This window comes from Actinobacillus genomosp. 2 (assembly GCF_029773605.1).
Taxonomy (GTDB): Bacteria; Pseudomonadota; Gammaproteobacteria; order Enterobacterales; family Pasteurellaceae; genus Actinobacillus.
This window is the reverse complement of sequence record NZ_CP103807.1, coordinates 522,109-539,042: the sequence shown is the minus strand read 5'-3', so window position 1 is coordinate 539,042 and position 16,934 is coordinate 522,109. Positions and strand designations below refer to the sequence as shown.

The window sequence follows — 16,934 nt, the reverse complement described above, 5'->3', positions numbered from 1 at the left end:
CGAACCACACTTTTATCTATAAATAACTTTTTGTAGAATTAGTTTACCTGTCGATTATTTAAAATTTTCAGGCAACACTAGAATCAACTGAAAGTAATCTTATCATTTCCTCTATGGATTGCTTTAATTCGTCTTCAGTATAACGTTCGGATTGCATCGTTTGATTTTCAGGGTGATGGATATGATTACGAATAAAGGTCTGTAATGTTACTACTTGCGGAGTACAAACATTTCCATTTTTTTCACGAGTCCATTGTTTATTTTGCTCTATCCCATTATTACTTAGCCATATCTCAAACTCTTTTTCTGTAAATTTTCGACTATTGTGTTGCAATCTTCCATATAATTCATTATGTAACTCAACTGTAGGTAATTTATACGCTTTGAAATTAATTTCTCCCCACGTTGGGCTCCATGGAAACATTGGTTCTACCGATGCATCTTCCACAACATTACGAATCCCATCTTTTCTAAAAATAAATAGCCCAACATTTCTTAAATTTGGTGTAACTAAAAAATAAGGAGAATGTGTTGTTAAAAATACTTGTTTGGTTTTAGATATTTCTAACAAAGCTTCAAGTAATTTAGTTTGCCCTTTAGGATGTAAACAAATTTCAGGCTCATCAATAAACAAATAGAACGGTTTGGTCTGTTCTTGCTCTGAATCATGAGCCAATTCCTCTGCATATACCTGTAGCAATGCCAATGCAACGGAGCGCTGCATTCCGTTCCCCTTTTCTGACATAGGAATATCCACTCCGTCATTGATAAAAATAGATGTATTTTTAAAAAATGAATCAATTTTTAACTCATCAAATTGGAAACGAATATCGGCTTGCCCAAATTGTTCAGTAAAAATACGCTGAACTTTTTGCTCTATAGTCGAAATTTGTTGGCGTAATTCTGAATTTGGCGAGTTAAAAACTTGATTAAAACTCTCTTGAAACTTTCGGTATTCATCAGAATCAATATGTGCTTTGGCAATTTCTTTTAAAAGCAAGCCACAAAGTGTTGTTGCACCGAATGTAGCTTCATCATTTGGATTTGTATCAGCCCAAATAAAATTCGTTTCAAAAAGAGCTTTAAAAGGTGCGTCAATACCACTTGGATTTGAATACCCTTGGGAAACTTCATCCCATAAATCTAATTTTTTACAGGAAGCTGTATTTCTCTTAGCTTTTAATTCTTGTTTACCATTAACTGCGTTATTAAATGCTGCTTGTTTATTAGCTTGTACAAAGTAATTGATAGCATTTTTAATCTCACCACAAAAAGTCAATTCTATACAAGCATCATGAGGTTGACTTCCATCTGATAACTTACTTTTAACTAGGGAAATAGAATCTTCTTTAATCCCATTTCGTAAGAAATCTATAGCTTCAAAAACTGATGATTTACCAGAATTATTTTCTCCAACAAAAATGTTTAATCCACTTCCCGCAGTTATTCCATCAGGAATTCTAAAATTGATTTGATGATCATCACTAATGAATCCTTTAAAATTAGATAACTTAATATTCTTAATAAACATAATATTTTCCTTATATAATAGGACCTAAATATAATATGGTTAATTTACTTAATAATTTCTAATTAAACAAAATCTAAATTGCTAACATTTCTCCTCTCAAAAACTCCACATTCTCCCAACTCACCCCCGCCACCTCATCATACAAATCCATTCCAATTAAAGAGTAAAACTGTTTACCAAAGTTGGTTTCATTAATCGCTTCAACTCTGCCTGCCTGATAAAGTTCGGCTAATGCTTTCTCTGGCACTTGCACAGTGTAAGGTTGGAGTTTTCTTAAAATACCACCCACTTGATCCGCATAGCGTAAGTGGTCAATAAAGTTTTTTGCTTCTTGGTCGAAAGGGATAATCACCGGAATTAAGTGGCTTGTGATCATTCGGAAATCATCTGCTATTTTTTGGAATGGGAAATTAAGGCTTTGTCCTGCTTTATAGCAAGCTTCTAAAATCCCTTTTTTATCCAGTTCTTTTCCTTTCGCCTCATACACTGCTTGGAAATAATGATTGATTGCTTGTGGAGAAATCAGATCTTCTGCATGAATGTGTACCGTTGAACGCATACAGCTAGAAAGCAAGCCTAACTCTGGTGGTGCTTTCCATTGTTCTTCAGGTTGAAAAACCCAAACATTGCTTTCTTCTGCTAAACGTTTTCCTTCTCGGTTGCAACGCCCTGCTGCTTGAGCCACTGAATCTAGCCCTGCTTCGGCACGCATTACCAAAGGGAAGTCCACATCGACACCCGCTTCAATTAAAGAAGTGGCAATCACTCGGCAAGGTAGAGTTTGTTTTAAACGAAGTCGGATTTCTTCTAATATTTGCGAGCGGTGTTTAGCACACATTAGTGTGGTGAGATGATAAGTACCGTCTAAATGTTTCGCTGAATCATATAAGGCTCGGGCATGACGGCGGTTATTAACGATTATCAGCATTTGTGGGTTATCTGCGAGTTTGGTTTGCAGCTCCGCATCTGTTTGAATACCGATATGCTTTACCGTAGTACGTTTTAACTTTTCAAAAAGTGCGGTTGGATTTGGTGCAATTTCTCGCACATTCTCAAACCCTTTATAGAAACCATTTGCTTGGTGAATTGCCGGTTGTGTAGCGGTACATAACACAACAGAGCATTGATAATTGCGAGCCAATTCATCAATCGCTGCCATAATTGGGCGTAACAAATTCAGCGGTAGCATTTGGGATTCGTCCAGAATAATTACACTACCAGCAATATTATGCAATTTGCGACAGCGTGAAGAACGGTCGGCAAATAAACTTTCAAAGAATTGCACTGCTGTGGTGACGACAATCGGTGCATCCCAATTTTCCGATGCTAGTTTCAGCTTATCTCGGCTTGATTTATCAGACAGGTTATCGTGATCAAAAGTGATGTGATGTTCCAATACCGCCTCTTCTCCCAGCTCGCCAAAAGCTTTGCGAAATTCCGCCGCATTTTGCTCAATAATGCTAGTAAACGGAATAACGTAGATAATTCGGCGTAAACCGTGCTGTTTGGCGTGTTCAAGAGCAAATGCCATTGAGGTAAAGGTTTTGCCACCACCCGTTGGTACGGTCAGAGAAAATAAGCCTATTTCTTGCGTTGCTTGAGTAACCGCATAATCCAAAATTTCACTCCGCAAGCGATTTACCTCTGCTTTGCGTTGTGCCTCCTGCGTATTAGGCGTTTGAGTGGCAATCCGTTCCCTAAACTGTGCAATAAATTGATTAAATTGTTGATGAAGTGCGGTTAAATTTGGGTAATTTCCTCGTTCAAGCGGTCTTTTTTCGAGATTGGTATAAAAGGCTTCCGTATCAAGAAAATCGGCATCAACAAGACAGGAATAAAGCATTCGAATAAAAAAGGCGTAAGAAAAGAAAGGTTCGTTTTTAGAGGGTTTTAAAGGCGGTAAGGGGACTTTTTCAGGCAAATTAAGCTCTTGCTGCCAAATAGGATCAAGCAACGGTAGATCTTTATGGCCATGACCAAATTGTTCTTGCAGACGTTGTGTGAGTGTAGAACGATTTTTCCCTTCTCCAGAACCATTAGCCAAACCTGCATGGTGGCCTGCGATACAAAACGCCATCATTTTGCCCAGCGGTCCCCAACGATCTACCGCAATTTTTGCGCCGGCAGTGGAATGATTTACCCTTTCTCCACCGTGTAAACGATTTTGATAACGTTCACTATATTTGCCTAAATCGTGCAATAGCCCCGTGCAGCGAGCAATCTCTTGTGAAGCGAAGGGTGCAGCAAATTCAGCAGCAAGTAACCCGACATTATTGGCGTGGCAGAGTAAGGTTTGCCAATCTGAATGATCAGAAAGCTTCCCCGAATGAGCGTAAAAAGGGTGAATTGTATAGTCTTCCATTTTATTCCTTCAATATTTCTTTCCTAATGTAAGGGATACTACCGCCAACCCGTTTCCTTGTATATATTTCAGATGATATTTTCTTAACTTAAATCAAACACAAATTTTACTTGCAAAATTCAAAGAAAATTCAATCGCTTATAATCACTTTTTTCCGGATTATGAATACGGGTCTTTATGCAGAAATCTCACAAAAAATTTACTTATCTGTGGGGATTTTTGCTAGAATGTTGCGATTTTTTACGACAAGTCAAAGGTATTACCATGTCAGAACAAACTTTTATTACCGGTAAAGATGCTGCACTTGAGGACAGCATTTCTACCTTTCAACATAAATTAAAAACTTTAGGCTTTAACATTGAAGAAGCATCTTGGTTAAACCCGGTGCCGAATGTGTGGTCGGTACATATTCGCGATGCAGATTGCCCACAATGTTTCTCAAATGGTAAAGGTGCAAGCAAAAAAGCAGCTTTAGCTTCGGCATTAGGCGAGTATTTTGAGCGTTTATCCACCAATTACTTTTGGGCAGATTTTTATTTAGGTCAAGAAATCGCCAATAGTAAATTCGTTCATTATCCGAGTGAGAAATGGTTCCCAATCGAAGATGACGTATTACCGCCAGCGGATATGATGGACGATTATTTATGGGAATATTTCGATCCGAATGGTGAGCTTACGCCGGAATTATTAGTTGATCTTCAATCCGGAAATTACGATCGTGGGATTGTAACCTTACCTTATGTACGCCAATCGGATAACCAAACCGTGTATATTCCGCAAAGCATTATCGGTAACTTATTTGTTTCAAACGGTATGTCGGCAGGTAATACAAAAAACGAAGCACGTGTACAGGGTTTGTCGGAAGTATTCGAACGTTTTGTGAAAAACCGTATTATCACTGAAGCAATCAGCTTGCCAGAAATTCCACAAAGCGTGATTGACGGTTATCCGACAATCAAAGCATCTATCGAAAAACTCGAACAAGAAGGCTTCCCGATTTTATGCTATGACGCATCATTAGGCGGTGAATTCCCGGTTATTTGTGTGATTTTGTTAAATCCGAATAACGGGACTTGTTTCGCTTCATTCGGTGCACACCCGAATTTCCAAGTCGCATTCGAGCGTACAGTAACCGAGTTATTACAAGGTCGTAGCTTAAAAGATTTAGATGTGTTTGCTCCGCCTTCATTTAATAATGAAGATGTGGCGGATCACGCTAACCTTGAAACGCACTTTATTGATTCAAGCGGTCTAATTTCTTGGGATCTTTTCAAGAAAGATGCAGATTATGACTTCGTTCATTGGGATTTCTCAGGTACAACCGAGCAAGAATTTGCCAATATGATGGCAATCTTTAATAAGCACGAGCAACCGGTTTATATTATGGATTATGAGCATTTAGGCGTGTACGCTTGTCGTATTCTTGCACCGGGTATGTCGAATATCTACCCAAGTGATGATTTAATTTATGCAAATAACAATATGGGTATGGATTGGCGTGAAATCTTGTTAGATCTGCCTCATTTCCATCACGATCGTGAAACTTATCAAGAACTTCTTGATGAATTAGATGAACAAGGTATTGATGATTTAACTCGTGTGCGAGAGTTTATCGGTTTAGTGGCGGAAAAAGGTTCTGCAATGCAAACCTTACGTATCGGTGAGCTTAAATCGATGCTGCATTTAGCGTTAGGCAACTTAGAGCAAGCGTTAGACTGGGCAAACTGGACAGCAAATATGAATGCGAGCGTATTCTCAGCGGAACGTAATAATTATTATCGCTGCTTAATTCAATCGATTGAATTATTCTTAGACAAAGAACGTGATGCGGAACAATACCGTATGGTATTTGAAAAAATGTACGGCAAGCAAGCGGTTGAATTTGCTTGGAATGCCGTAAACGGAGGCAATCCGTTCCACGGTTTAACTGCATCGGACGAATCCCTCGAAAATATGACTGCACATCAGAAATTACTGGATGCGTACCGTAAATTACAGGTAGCGAAAGTAAATCCGATTGCTCGTTAATCGTTCTTAAAATGGTGGGCAAAAGTCCACCATTTATATATCAGCCTATCCTGTGCTTCAACTCTTCCCCATCAAGCGGTTAAATTTTTAGATTTTTTTACAAATTTTGCTAGAATGTCGGCTTTATTTTAATGACACAAAAATTTCTATGATTGACTTTCGTCCTTTTTATCAACAAATCGCAACAACGAATCTGTCCACTTGGCTAGAAACTTTGCCTTTACAATTAAAACAATGGGAAAGAACCACGCACGGTGATTATGCCAAGTGGGCAAAAATTGTCGATTTTATGCCAAATTCGACCGCTTGTATTAATTTGAAAGATAAGGTGGAATCTATTCCGCACGCACCGCTTTCCGTTGGTGAAACCAAACAGCTTACGCATCATTTAAAACAGCTGATGCCTTGGCGTAAAGGCCCTTATCATTTGCATGGCATCCATATTGATACCGAATGGCGTTCTGATTTTAAATGGGATCGTGTCCTTCCGCACCTTGCTCCGCTGAAAGACCGTACTATTTTAGATGTCGGTTGTGGTAGCGGTTACCATATGTGGCGTATGGTCGGAGAAGGGGCAAAAATGGTCGTTGGGATTGATCCAACCGAATTATTTCTTTGCCAATTTGAAGTGGTTCGTAAATTACTCGGCAATGACCGCCGTGCGAATTTAATCCCACTTGGGATTGAGCAAATGCAACCATTAGCTGCTTTTGATACGGTGTTCTCAATGGGTGTACTTTATCACCGTAAATCGCCGTTAGATCATCTTTCACAACTTAAAGCACAACTGGTGAAAGGTGGTGAATTGGTATTAGAAACGCTAGTGATTGATGGCGATATAAATACTTGTCTTGTGCCAGCCGATCGCTATGCGAAGATGAAAAACGTTTATTTTATTCCATCAGTAGATTGCCTAATTAACTGGTTGGAAAAGGTTGGTTTTAAAAATGTGCGTTGTGTTGATCAAGCCATTACCACACTTGAAGAACAACGTAAAACGGACTGGTTAGAAAATGAAAGTTTGGTAGATTTCCTCGATCCAAATGATCATAGTAAAACGATTGAAGGCTATCCTGCGCCGAAACGTGCGGTAATTTTAGCCAACGCCTAAATTCAAATCCCCTGTGAAGCTCCAAATTATTGGAGCTTTATCTTTTGAACTAAATCAAATTCGACCTCATTTACCCCATTTGTTGTATATCCCCCTATTTTCGTCAGTTTTAAAATTAAAAAAAAACGAATGGAGTACAAATTATGTCGAACCCTTTTACTGTCGCTTGGAGCCGTAAACAACAAGTTATGTGTTTAGGTCATTGGATTATTCATTACAATGGCAGAGAACTGACGTTACCGAAAGATCGTCAAGATAAAGATATGGGCACAAAAGGAATTTATAACTATATGGATCCGGATGATGAGCTTTACTTAGAAGGCTTGGATGAAGACGATTGGATTGTGGAAAATATTGAATGGCTAAGCGATTGGTTTATTGAACAAGATGTGCCATTAGAAGAAGAAATTATTCGCTATTTTTATCAGGCGGTAAACAAAGAGGACTGGCGTTGCGGATCTTGCGGCGGTTGTATCTAAAAACAAGTGGTCTGTTTTGCTATGTTATTTGCAAAAAACTTAGCAAACCAAACCGCTTATTACTTATATCGATAAGATTAATTTAATACCCAAACACGTCCGTAGTGTTTCATTAAGCCGGCTTTATGACCTGCTTCATCACCGATACCTTGGTATAAGTCAAAGTGATGACCTTTTACCGCACCACCAACATCTAATGCCACCATTAAACGTAATTCGTGTTTGCCCGTCCAGTTACCGGCACGATCGATCAATGGCGTTTCAACTAATAACACGCTGCCTGACGGCACAAGGCTTTTATCTGAAGCGACTGATGCTAATGCGACTAACGGTACGCCTGCCGAACCTTTTACTTGACCAGTCGGATCATTTTTAAAGAACACGTAAGACGGGTTACGTTCTAATAAACCTTGTACACGATTCGGATTACGTTCCCCCCATTCACGGATCGCTTGAATAGACATTTTCTCTTTTGGAATCTCACCGTCTTCAACTAATAAACGACCGACACTCGCATATTTAAAGCCGTTTTGACCGGCATATGCAAAATAATTTAAACGACCGTCACCGAAATCCACATAACCGCTCCCCTGCACGCCAAGTAAGAAGTTATCTAACATTGAATCACTATAAGCCAGTTCTAAACCTTTACCTTCTAATGCCCCATCATAAATTTGTGAACGGGTAAAACGTTTCTGACTTGGCATCGCATAAATCGGATGTTGATATTGACCTTGTGGTGTACGACGTGCGTGAATAACCGGAGAATAATAACCGGTCATTAACACGTTTTGGAAACCGTCTTCACCACGCATTTGCAGTGCATGAATATTGTAACGAGCTAAATCTGATACTTTTCCGCCTGAGGCAATCCAAGATGACACTTTACCGTAAGTACCTGCATAACGCCCAGTAATACCATCAGCATACGCACGTACATTATTTAATTGTTTTAAAAAGTCTTGGAAATTAACAATAGAGCCATTTGCCGCTACTGTCGGAGTGCTGACAAAATTATGCGGAATATATTGACGACCTTTATACACCGCACCAAACTTGGCATGTTCGGCTTGATAATCGCTCTGCCCTTTGTTGACTTTATCTGAAGAACAACTTGCAACTAAAAGTGCAACCGCTGTGACTTTTGCCCACGTTTTATATGCTTTCCAATTCATAAAAGACCTTAAGTAATGATTGATTAAAGATTGATAGAAAAGAGGCTAGCGTATCAAAATTCAGATTAAAACGATACTAAATTTTTATCCTTTACATAGCCTTAATTTGTGATAGTTTATACTATTTCTGTTTCAAATTCAGTCAAACAAGCTCATTTCCAGAAATTATGCTTGCAATGCAACTAAAACCGAGTATTATGCACCACATACAGACGCGGGGTGGAGCAGCTTGGTAGCTCGTCGGGCTCATAACCCGAAGGTCGTCGGTTCAAATCCGGCCCCCGCAACCAGAATTTTTAGCCCTCAATAATATTGAGGGCTTTTTTATATCTGCAAAAAACAAATGAAAATTTACCGCTTGCACCTTATCTTCGTTTACCAGTAAACTTTCCCAAAATCCTCAACCACTTGCTAGATATGAACAATATTCTAACCATCACACAACTTAACTATTCAGTACGCAATTTACTTGAAATGGAATTAGGCCAAGTTTGGCTAACCGGCGAAATTTCCAATTTTAGTCAACCCGTTTCCGGACATTGGTATCTCACCCTTAAAGACGAAAACGCCCAAGTGCGTGGTGCAATGTTTAGAATGAAAAACCAACGCGTCACTTTTCGCCCGCAAAATGGTATGCAAGTGTTGGTGCGTGCTAGTGTCAGTTTATATGAGCCTCGTGGTGACTATCAAATCATTATTGAAAGTATGCAACCTGCCGGTGACGGCTTGTTACAGCAGCAATTTGAACAATTAAAAATGAAACTAGCCGCCGAAGGACTTTTTGCACAAGAAAAGAAAAAAGCCATTCCGCCTTTTGCTAAGCGAGTCGGTATTATTACCTCTTCAAGCGGTGCAGCATTACAGGATATTTTAAATATTCTAAAACGCCGAGATCCTAGCTTAGCTATTATTATTTATCCAACATTGGTACAAGGCAAAGAAGCAACACAGGATATTGTAAATACTATTGATTTAGCTAATCGTCGCCGAGAATGTGATGTATTAATTGTTGGACGAGGTGGCGGTTCGCTTGAAGACTTGTGGTGTTTTAATGAAGAAGCAGTGGCTCACGCCATTTTCCGTTCAGGTATTCCGATTATTAGTGCGGTAGGACACGAAACCGATGTGACGATTGCCGATTTTGTCTCAGATCTAAGAGCTCCAACCCCTTCTGCCGCAGCAGAATTGGTTAGCCGAGATCAACAAGAATTAGTTCGCCAGCTACAACATCAATTTGACAAATTAAGCCTCGCTTTTGACCGCTTGTGGACAGATAAACAAACACAATTCGAACATTTAAAATTACGTTTAAACGCACAGCATCCTGCTCGCCAAGTACAAATGCAGCAACAACGATTAGCTCAATTTAGTTATCGTTTAGAAAGTGCGATACATAAAACTTATTTGACCGAAAAGCAAAAACTCGAACAATTGTTACTACGCTTAACTAATCAACACCCACAGCGTCAGTTACATCAGCAACAAATACAATTAAAGCAGATAAAATATCGTTTGACTCAAGCGATAGAACAAACGTTAATCCGAAAACAACACCAGTGGAAACATATTACTGAGCAAGTAAAACGTAATCCATTGCCACATTATGTGGTACAGAAAAACCAACAATATGCCCAGTTAGCACAACGACTTCAGTTTGCAATGGATAAAAAACTCACAAAAGAGCAACAAAAATTTCAAGATCTTTGTACAAAAATAGATGGTTTAAGCCCTTTAAAAATTCTAGCAAGAGGCTATTCCGTCACTCAAACCTCTCAGGGAAAAATCTTAAGTTCTACATATAATCTTGAAATTGGAGATCAAATTACGACTAAACTTTCACAAGGAAAAATAGTAAGTGAAATTGTTGAATTAATTGATTAAAATACAACCGAACTCAATAGTAATAATTTTTCTTTTTAAAAATCAAAATGTTACTGACTTTTAAGCGATGTTGTTCACGAAGTTATCCACAGATTATGTGAATAACTTCGTTTATAAAGACTAAGCAAATGTTGCTTTTTACACCAAACAATAATCTCTCGCTTTTTATTCCTTGCATAAGTGAGCTAATTTTTCTATAATCTTACTCAATCCTTCTTTCAAGGTTTTATAAAACACACCTTAGCCAGTGTGGCGAAATCGGTAGACGCAGCGGATTCAAAATCCGCCGCCCATAAAGCGTGTCGGTTCGAGTCCGACCACTGGCACCAATAATTCTTTCTCATTATCTTTTTTTATAAATTTATTTTTTCTTGCCTTTTTAGTTATTTCTTATCGCTCATTTTATATTCCATTTTTGGTCAATTTTTTGTTTAAGAACCATTACTAGTATATAAATTGATTGAAAAAATAATTTAATTAGTTATTTTTTGATAATTTATAGACTGTCTTTAGCACCAAAAAAATTAACTTATATAGCCGAACGCTCAATTTATATAATATTATTATGCAATGACTAATCAAAATAATAACCGAACCAATAATTCCGATAAACGGTATGCTAAGTATAAATGATATAGTCCCCCAAATGAGAGTTAGAATAATCCATTCAAAAGAAAATAGTTCTATTTTATCGCTTAATATCATATATCCAATAACACTATAATAACAAAGAGTGCATAAAATAAGAATATTGATTAGATTAAACATAACTACTCACTTCACAATTAAAATATATGGAACATTCCTAGATAACTAGCCCCCCCTTAATTAATTGTTCAGAAAAAATTTGAGATTTTGATTAGTTTTCTAACTTCTACAGAAATAGATTTTATCGCCTGTAATTTTCCCTTCAAACATTTCTTGATAAGGACTTTTGCCATAGCCGTCTTGTACCCTAAACGGGAAATTTATCAGCTAACTCGTATAGAGCTTTTCAAGATCATCTGCTTCGGTCTATCACTTGTAACATCTATTTATTTTAAAATATTTATTAAAATAAATTCCCCTTTTAATGCGTAATTTTAGCTATAATAACAATTTATTTTAATATCAAAAGAGAACTGAATTATGGCTACAATTAAAGACGTTGCTAAACTCGCCGGCGTATCGACCACCACTGTTTCACATGTCATTAATAAAACTCGTTTTGTAGCAGAAGATACGACTAAATCCGTTTGGGATGCCATACAACAATTAAATTATTCCCCTAGTGCTGTAGCCCGTAGCTTAAAAGTGAATACAACAAAATCAATCGGTATGATCATCACAACGAGTGAAGCACCTTATTTTGCAGAGATTGTATTAGCTGTTGAAGAACATTGCTATCAACAAGGTTATTCCCTTTTCTTATGTAATACACAAAATGAACCGGAAAAAATTCAAAACCATCTAGATATGTTAATAAAAAAACGAGTTGATGGTGTTTTAGTTATGTGTTCCGAATATACCCGAGATTCCTTAGAGCTATTTAATGGAACCAATATTCCTATGGTAGTAATGGATTGGGGAAAAACTGATGAGCATAGTGATCGTATTTTAGATAATAGTTACGAAGGTGGTTATCTGGCTACTCGTCATCTCATTGAGAATGGGCATAAAGAAATCGGTGTTATTGCAGGCCATTTGAATAAAACTACCGCTAAAGAACGTTTTGAAGGTTTCTTAAAAGCAATGAAAGAAGCAAATTTACCTGTACATGACGAATGGATTTTTGAAGGTGATTTTGAACCGGAAAGTGGCTTTGAACAAGTCAATAATCTTTTACGTCTAGAGAAATTACCAAGCGCAATTTTCTGTTTTAGTGATACGATTGCACTCGGTGCGATTTCCGCATTAAGTGAAAGAGGGTTATATGTGCCACAAGATATTTCTATCATAGGATATGATAATATTCACTCATCACGTTTCTATTCGCCACCGTTGACAACGGTTCACCAATCTAAATCTCGTTTAGGCGTTACGGCACTTAATTTATTATTGGAGCGTATCAAAACGGATAAAGCACAATACCAACCACAGACTATTGAGTTTCATCCTGAGCTTGTTTTACGCCGTTCGGTACGTAATTTAAATCAAAAATAGTTATTTTAAGGAGTAAAAATGGAATTTTTAATCAGCTTTTTCAGTAGTTATGGCTACTGGGCTGTATTTTTAGTTTTATTAGCTTGTGGTTTTGGTGTGCCAATTCCTGAAGATATTACCCTTGTTTCCGGGGGCGTCATCTCCGGATTAGGTTACACAAATGTGCATTGGATGTTAGTTGTCAGTATGCTTGGCGTACTTGTAGGCGATAGTACTATGTATTGGCTAGGGCGTATTTACGGAGAAAAAATTCGCCAATTCCCATTAATTCGGAATATCGTGACGGAAGAACGTTATCAAATGGTACAAGAACGTTTTGAGAAACAAGGTAATCGTCTCTTATTTTTAGCACGTTTTTTACCAGGATTACGTGCGGTCGTTTATTTAGTATCAGGAATTACACGCCGAGTTAGCTATACTCGCTTTGTATTGGTGGATTTCTGTGCTGCAATTATTTCCGTACCAATTTGGGTCTATTTAGGTGATTATGGTGCACAAAATCTTGATTGGCTACACGAACAAGTCAAAAATGGGCAACATATTATTTTTTCTGGTTTAGGTGTTATTGCTGTTTATTTGATATGGAAATGGCGTAAATCCAAAAAAGCGAAAGGATAAAGTCAACAGAATTTAGAACAAAACCCGAAGTTATTTCGGGTTTATTTTTATTTAATGACATTCATAAGAAAATCTAATCAAAAGTCAAAAATAAAGGGCTAATTACTTAGCCCTTTACATCATATATCAACTGGAACTTATATTAGAGTCTTGGACCAGCCTCAACTAATGCTTTACCTTCATCATTAGTTGTATATTTTTCAAAGTTTTTCACAAAGCGACTTGCTAAATCTTCCGCTTTAGCTTGCCATTGTGATTTATCTGCATAAGTATCACGAGGATCAAGGATTGCTGGATCTACGTTCGGTAATGCTGTTGGTACTGCAACATTAAAGATTGGTAACTCTTTAGTTTCAGCTTTTTCAATTGAACCGTCTAAGATCGCATCAATAATACCGCGGGTATCTTTGATAGAAATACGTTTACCCGTACCATTCCAACCTGTATTGACCAAGTATGCTTGAGAACCTGCCGCTTCCATACGTTTTACTAACACTTCAGCATATTTAGTTGGGTGAAGTGATAAGAAAGCCGCACCGAAACATGCTGAGAAAGTAGGTGTAGGTTCTGTGATACCACGCTCTGTACCTGCTAATTTTGCAGTAAAACCAGATAAGAAATAGTATTTGGTTTGTTCCGGCGTTAATTTTGATACCGGAGGTAATACACCAAATGCGTCAGCCGTTAAGAAAATTACTTTTTTCGCATGACCTGCTTTGGATACCGGTTCAACAATATTATCAATATGATAAATCGGATAAGATACACGTGTATTTTCTGTTTTTGATTTATCATCAAAATCAACTGAACCGTCTTCACGTACCACTACATTTTCTAATAACGCATCACGACGGATTGCACGGTAAATATCCGGTTCATTTTCTTCTGAAAGATGAATGGTTTTCGCATAGCAACCACCTTCATAGTTAAACACGCCTTCTTCATCCCAACCGTGTTCATCATCACCGATTAATTTACGTTTTGGATCGGTTGAAAGTGTTGTTTTACCTGTACCGGATAAACCAAAGAATACTGCAACATCACCATCTTTACCCACGTTAGCAGAACAGTGCATTGAAGCCACGCCTTTAAGTGGTAGCCAGTAGTTCATTAAAGAGAATAAACCTTTTTTCATCTCACCGCCGTACCAAGTACCACCGATAAGTTGGATTTTCTCAGTAAGGTTAAATGCAACGAAGTTTTCAGAATTTAAACCTTGCTCTTTCCAGTTCGGATTAGTTACTTTTGAACCATTCATCACCACAAAATCCGGTGAGAAATTAGCCAACTCCGATTCACTTGGGCGAATAAACATATTTTTTACAAAGTGTGCTTGCCATGCCACTTCAGTAATAATACGTACTGCAACACGATGGCTAGGGCTTGCCCCACAGAAAGCATCAACAACAAATAGACGTTTATTTGAAAGTTCATTAGTCACGATCTCTTTCAAACTTTGCCAAGTTGCTTGGTTCATTGGTTTATTATCATTTTTTACCGCATCTGATGTCCACCAAACGTTATCTTTTGATGTTTCATCATATACAATGTATTTATCTTTCGGAGAACGACCTGTAAAGATACCTGTATCTACTGCTACTGCACCGGAAGTTGTTAGGCGACCTTTTTCAAAGCCTTCTAACTCAGGTTTTAGCTCTTCTTCAAATAATTGTTCATAACTTGGGTTACGTACAATCTCTTTGACGTTAGTAATACCTAATTGTGCTAGTTCTTGTTCAATACGACTTAACATAGAATCACCTCATTTAAATAATAAAAGTTAAAATCTAAAAACTGAGTGCATTCTAACGAATTATTTATAAAAAAAATGTTAACTACTTCAAATTTTTAGAAAAATCCGGAGGATTTCTCTGATTAATTTTCTTAAAAATGTTTCTTATCGCTCATTTTTTAGGCATTAAAAGGTTATTCTCCAGATTCATTTTTCTTTTTACAAAAAAAAGGTAAAATTAGACCGCTTGATTGACATCATTTAGAGAAAACCGATGCGTATACTTATTATCTTTTTTGCCTTTTTATTTGCTTTTTTTCAATATAGTTTTTGGTTTGGGAAAAACGGTTGGAATGACTATCAAATTGCTCAAACCTCCGTAGAAGCACTAAAAGACCAAAATGCAAAATTAGAAACAAGAAATAATCTTATCCTTGCTGAAATTAATGATTTAAAAAACGGTGTAAACGCATTAGAAGAACGCGCTAGATTAGAACGTGAAATGGTAAAGAGTAACGAAACTTTTTATCGAATCGTCCCCCGTAATTAAGAAAAAGGCACGATACTAATGACTCGTAAAATTATTGCTGTGATACCAGCATCAGGTGTTGGAAGTCGAATGAATTCGCTCCTACCCAAACAATATTTAAAATTACAAAATAAAACAATTTTAGAACACACGGTTGAAATATTTTTACATCACGTTCAGATTGATAAAATTATTATTGCCGTTTCAAAACAAGATACCTTTTATCCTGAAATTCCCCTTTTAAAACATCCTAAAATACAAATTGTATTTGGTGGCGAAACACGTGCAGACTCCGTCTTTAATGCCTTACAAGTCATTGAAAATGATGCTTGGGTATTAGTCCATGATGCAGCTCGCCCTTGTTTACAGCGGTCCGATTTAGAGAAATTATTACAAGTTGAAGATAAACATGGTGCAATCCTTGCTGTACCTGCTATCGACACAATGAAAAGAGCGAGTGGAAATAAAATCATACATACCGAAGATCGTTCAACGCTTTGGCATGCTTTAACGCCACAATTTTTTCCTCTCGATTTACTTAAAGCGGCACTTATCAATGCCTTTGAAAAAGGTTTAATCATTACCGATGAGGCTTCTGCAATGGAATATTACGGTTATCAACCTTTATTAATCACTGGTAGAAGCGATAATTTAAAAATTACTCGTCCTGAAGATTTAGCTTTAGCGGAATTTTATTTAACTCATTATTCGGAGAAAAAAGAATGATACGAATTGGACATGGTTTTGACGTACATGCATTTGGTCAAGATCGCCCTCTTATGATTTGTGGTGTAGAAGTACCTTATCATACTGGCTTTATTGCACATAGTGACGGAGATGTTGCTTTGCATGCACTTACCGATGCACTATTAGGAGCCGTTGCTTTAGGGGATATTGGAAAACTATTTCCTGATACGGATATGCAATACAAAAATGCAGATAGTCGCAAATTATTAATTGAAGCCTATCGTCAAGTACGTCTTCAGGGCTATAAAGTTGGTAATGTCGATGTGACGATTATTGCACAAGCACCTAAAATGCGTCCTTATATTGATTTAATGCGTCAAACTATCGCAGATGACTTACAATGTGATGTAACACAAGTCAATGTAAAAGCGACAACTACTGAAAGACTCGGTTTTACCGGACGTGGAGAAGGCATTGCTTGTGAAGCTGTTGCACTTTTAGTAAAGGCATAAGAGGCTATAAAAAAGGCTAAACTCTCGTTTAGCCTTATGATAAACATAATGAATAAAATTTTCGTCTCTACGACAATCTAAAATATCCTGCAATACTTCAGAGCGTTTATTTTATCTTTACAGCATAAAATTACAAGAATCAAACTC

At 37.4% G+C, this 16,934-nt stretch carries 13 protein-coding genes and 2 tRNA genes; 11 read left to right on the top strand and 4 right to left on the bottom strand.

From position 1 onward, the window contains the following. Positions 1-67: 67 nt before the first annotated feature. Entirely contained in the window at positions 68-1,531 is a 1,464-nt protein-coding gene (locus tag NYR60_RS02575; protein ID WP_279467603.1) for an ATP-dependent nuclease, read from the bottom strand. 73 nt (positions 1,532-1,604) lie between these two features. Further along, positions 1,605-3,893: a CRISPR-associated helicase Cas3' gene (gene cas3, locus NYR60_RS02570; protein ID WP_279467602.1), complete on the bottom strand. Its 2,289-nt coding sequence runs from the start codon at positions 3,891-3,893 to the stop codon at positions 1,605-1,607. Positions 3,894-4,157: 264 nt separating this feature from the next. Here cas3 and ycaO point away from each other — a divergent pair, with 264 nt between their 5' ends. From ycaO to NYR60_RS02555, 3 genes are all read left to right on the top strand, one after another. Next, positions 4,158-5,921: a 30S ribosomal protein S12 methylthiotransferase accessory factor YcaO gene (ycaO, locus tag NYR60_RS02565; RefSeq protein ID WP_279467601.1), complete on the top strand. Its 1,764-nt coding sequence runs from the start codon at positions 4,158-4,160 to the stop codon at positions 5,919-5,921. A gap of 148 nt (positions 5,922-6,069) precedes the next feature. Further along, complete coding sequence (gene cmoB, locus NYR60_RS02560; protein WP_279467600.1) at positions 6,070-7,032, top strand: tRNA 5-methoxyuridine(34)/uridine 5-oxyacetic acid(34) synthase CmoB; 963 nt, start codon at positions 6,070-6,072, stop codon at positions 7,030-7,032. Positions 7,033-7,175: 143 nt separating this feature from the next. After that, positions 7,176-7,511 (top strand): hypothetical protein, encoded by a 336-nt coding sequence (locus NYR60_RS02555; protein WP_039709108.1) that lies wholly within the window; start codon positions 7,176-7,178, stop codon positions 7,509-7,511. A 77-nt stretch (positions 7,512-7,588) separates the two neighbouring features. On the opposite strand, the gene mltA is transcribed toward NYR60_RS02555, so the two are convergent. Then, positions 7,589-8,686 carry a murein transglycosylase A gene (gene mltA, locus NYR60_RS02550; protein WP_279467599.1) on the bottom strand — a complete coding sequence of 366 codons (1,098 nt, stop codon included), beginning with the start codon at positions 8,684-8,686 and terminating at the stop codon, positions 7,589-7,591. A gap of 213 nt (positions 8,687-8,899) precedes the next feature. Here mltA and NYR60_RS02545 point away from each other — a divergent pair. From NYR60_RS02545 to NYR60_RS02525, 5 genes are all read left to right on the top strand, one after another. After that, positions 8,900-8,976, top strand: a tRNA-Met gene (locus NYR60_RS02545). Between the two features lie 127 nt (positions 8,977-9,103). Further along, the gene (gene xseA / locus NYR60_RS02540; RefSeq protein ID WP_279467598.1) at positions 9,104-10,567 is read left to right on the top strand and encodes an exodeoxyribonuclease VII large subunit; all 1,464 of its coding nucleotides are present in this window, start codon (positions 9,104-9,106) and stop codon (positions 10,565-10,567) included. A 243-nt stretch (positions 10,568-10,810) separates the two neighbouring features. Next, a tRNA-Leu gene (locus NYR60_RS02535) sits at positions 10,811-10,896 on the top strand. 799 nt (positions 10,897-11,695) lie between these two features. Beyond that, the gene (gene purR / locus NYR60_RS02530; protein WP_279467597.1) at positions 11,696-12,709 is read left to right on the top strand and encodes an HTH-type transcriptional repressor PurR; all 1,014 of its coding nucleotides are present in this window, start codon (positions 11,696-11,698) and stop codon (positions 12,707-12,709) included. A gap of 18 nt (positions 12,710-12,727) precedes the next feature. After that, positions 12,728-13,327, top strand: coding sequence for a DedA family protein (locus NYR60_RS02525; protein ID WP_279467596.1), 600 nt, complete (start codon positions 12,728-12,730; stop codon positions 13,325-13,327). A 142-nt stretch (positions 13,328-13,469) separates the two neighbouring features. Here the strand turns inward: NYR60_RS02525 and pckA are convergent, their stop codons facing one another. Then, positions 13,470-15,080 (bottom strand): phosphoenolpyruvate carboxykinase (ATP), encoded by a 1,611-nt coding sequence (gene pckA, locus NYR60_RS02520; protein ID WP_279467595.1) that lies wholly within the window; start codon positions 15,078-15,080, stop codon positions 13,470-13,472. A gap of 253 nt (positions 15,081-15,333) precedes the next feature. Here pckA and ftsB point away from each other — a divergent pair, with 253 nt between their 5' ends. The 3 genes from ftsB to ispF are packed head-to-tail and all read left to right on the top strand — an operon-like array spanning position 15,334 to position 16,787. After that, positions 15,334-15,609, top strand: coding sequence for a cell division protein FtsB (gene ftsB, locus NYR60_RS02515; protein WP_279467594.1), 276 nt, complete (start codon positions 15,334-15,336; stop codon positions 15,607-15,609). An 18-nt stretch (positions 15,610-15,627) separates the two neighbouring features. Next, positions 15,628-16,314 carry a 2-C-methyl-D-erythritol 4-phosphate cytidylyltransferase gene (gene ispD, locus NYR60_RS02510; protein ID WP_279467593.1) on the top strand — a complete coding sequence of 229 codons (687 nt, stop codon included), beginning with the start codon at positions 15,628-15,630 and terminating at the stop codon, positions 16,312-16,314. Continuing rightward, positions 16,311-16,787 (top strand): 2-C-methyl-D-erythritol 2,4-cyclodiphosphate synthase, encoded by a 477-nt coding sequence (gene ispF / locus NYR60_RS02505; RefSeq protein WP_279467592.1) that lies wholly within the window; start codon positions 16,311-16,313, stop codon positions 16,785-16,787. The genes ispD and ispF overlap by 4 nt, the downstream gene beginning before the upstream one ends. Positions 16,788-16,934: the final 147 nt, after the last annotated feature.

Bases quoted from the DNA above. Each gene is read 5' to 3' on its own strand.
- NYR60_RS02575 (WP_279467603.1), bottom strand. From the start codon at position 1,531: ATGTTTATTAAGAATATTAAGTTATCTAATTTTAAAGGATTCATTAGT.
- NYR60_RS02555 (WP_039709108.1), top strand. From the start codon at position 7,176: ATGTCGAACCCTTTTACTGTCGCTTGGAGCCGTAAACAACAAGTTATG.
- ftsB (WP_279467594.1), top strand. From the start codon at position 15,334: ATGCGTATACTTATTATCTTTTTTGCCTTTTTATTTGCTTTTTTTCAA.
- pckA (WP_279467595.1), bottom strand. From the start codon at position 15,080: ATGTTAAGTCGTATTGAACAAGAACTAGCACAATTAGGTATTACTAAC.
- cmoB (WP_279467600.1), top strand. From the start codon at position 6,070: ATGATTGACTTTCGTCCTTTTTATCAACAAATCGCAACAACGAATCTG.
- NYR60_RS02525 (WP_279467596.1), top strand. From the start codon at position 12,728: ATGGAATTTTTAATCAGCTTTTTCAGTAGTTATGGCTACTGGGCTGTA.
- ispD (WP_279467593.1), top strand. From the start codon at position 15,628: ATGACTCGTAAAATTATTGCTGTGATACCAGCATCAGGTGTTGGAAGT.
- ispF (WP_279467592.1), top strand. From the start codon at position 16,311: ATGATACGAATTGGACATGGTTTTGACGTACATGCATTTGGTCAAGAT.
- mltA (WP_279467599.1), bottom strand. From the start codon at position 8,686: ATGAATTGGAAAGCATATAAAACGTGGGCAAAAGTCACAGCGGTTGCA.
- ycaO (WP_279467601.1), top strand. From the start codon at position 4,158: ATGTCAGAACAAACTTTTATTACCGGTAAAGATGCTGCACTTGAGGAC.
- xseA (WP_279467598.1), top strand. From the start codon at position 9,104: ATGAACAATATTCTAACCATCACACAACTTAACTATTCAGTACGCAAT.
- purR (WP_279467597.1), top strand. From the start codon at position 11,696: ATGGCTACAATTAAAGACGTTGCTAAACTCGCCGGCGTATCGACCACC.
- cas3 (WP_279467602.1), bottom strand. From the start codon at position 3,893: ATGGAAGACTATACAATTCACCCTTTTTACGCTCATTCGGGGAAGCTT.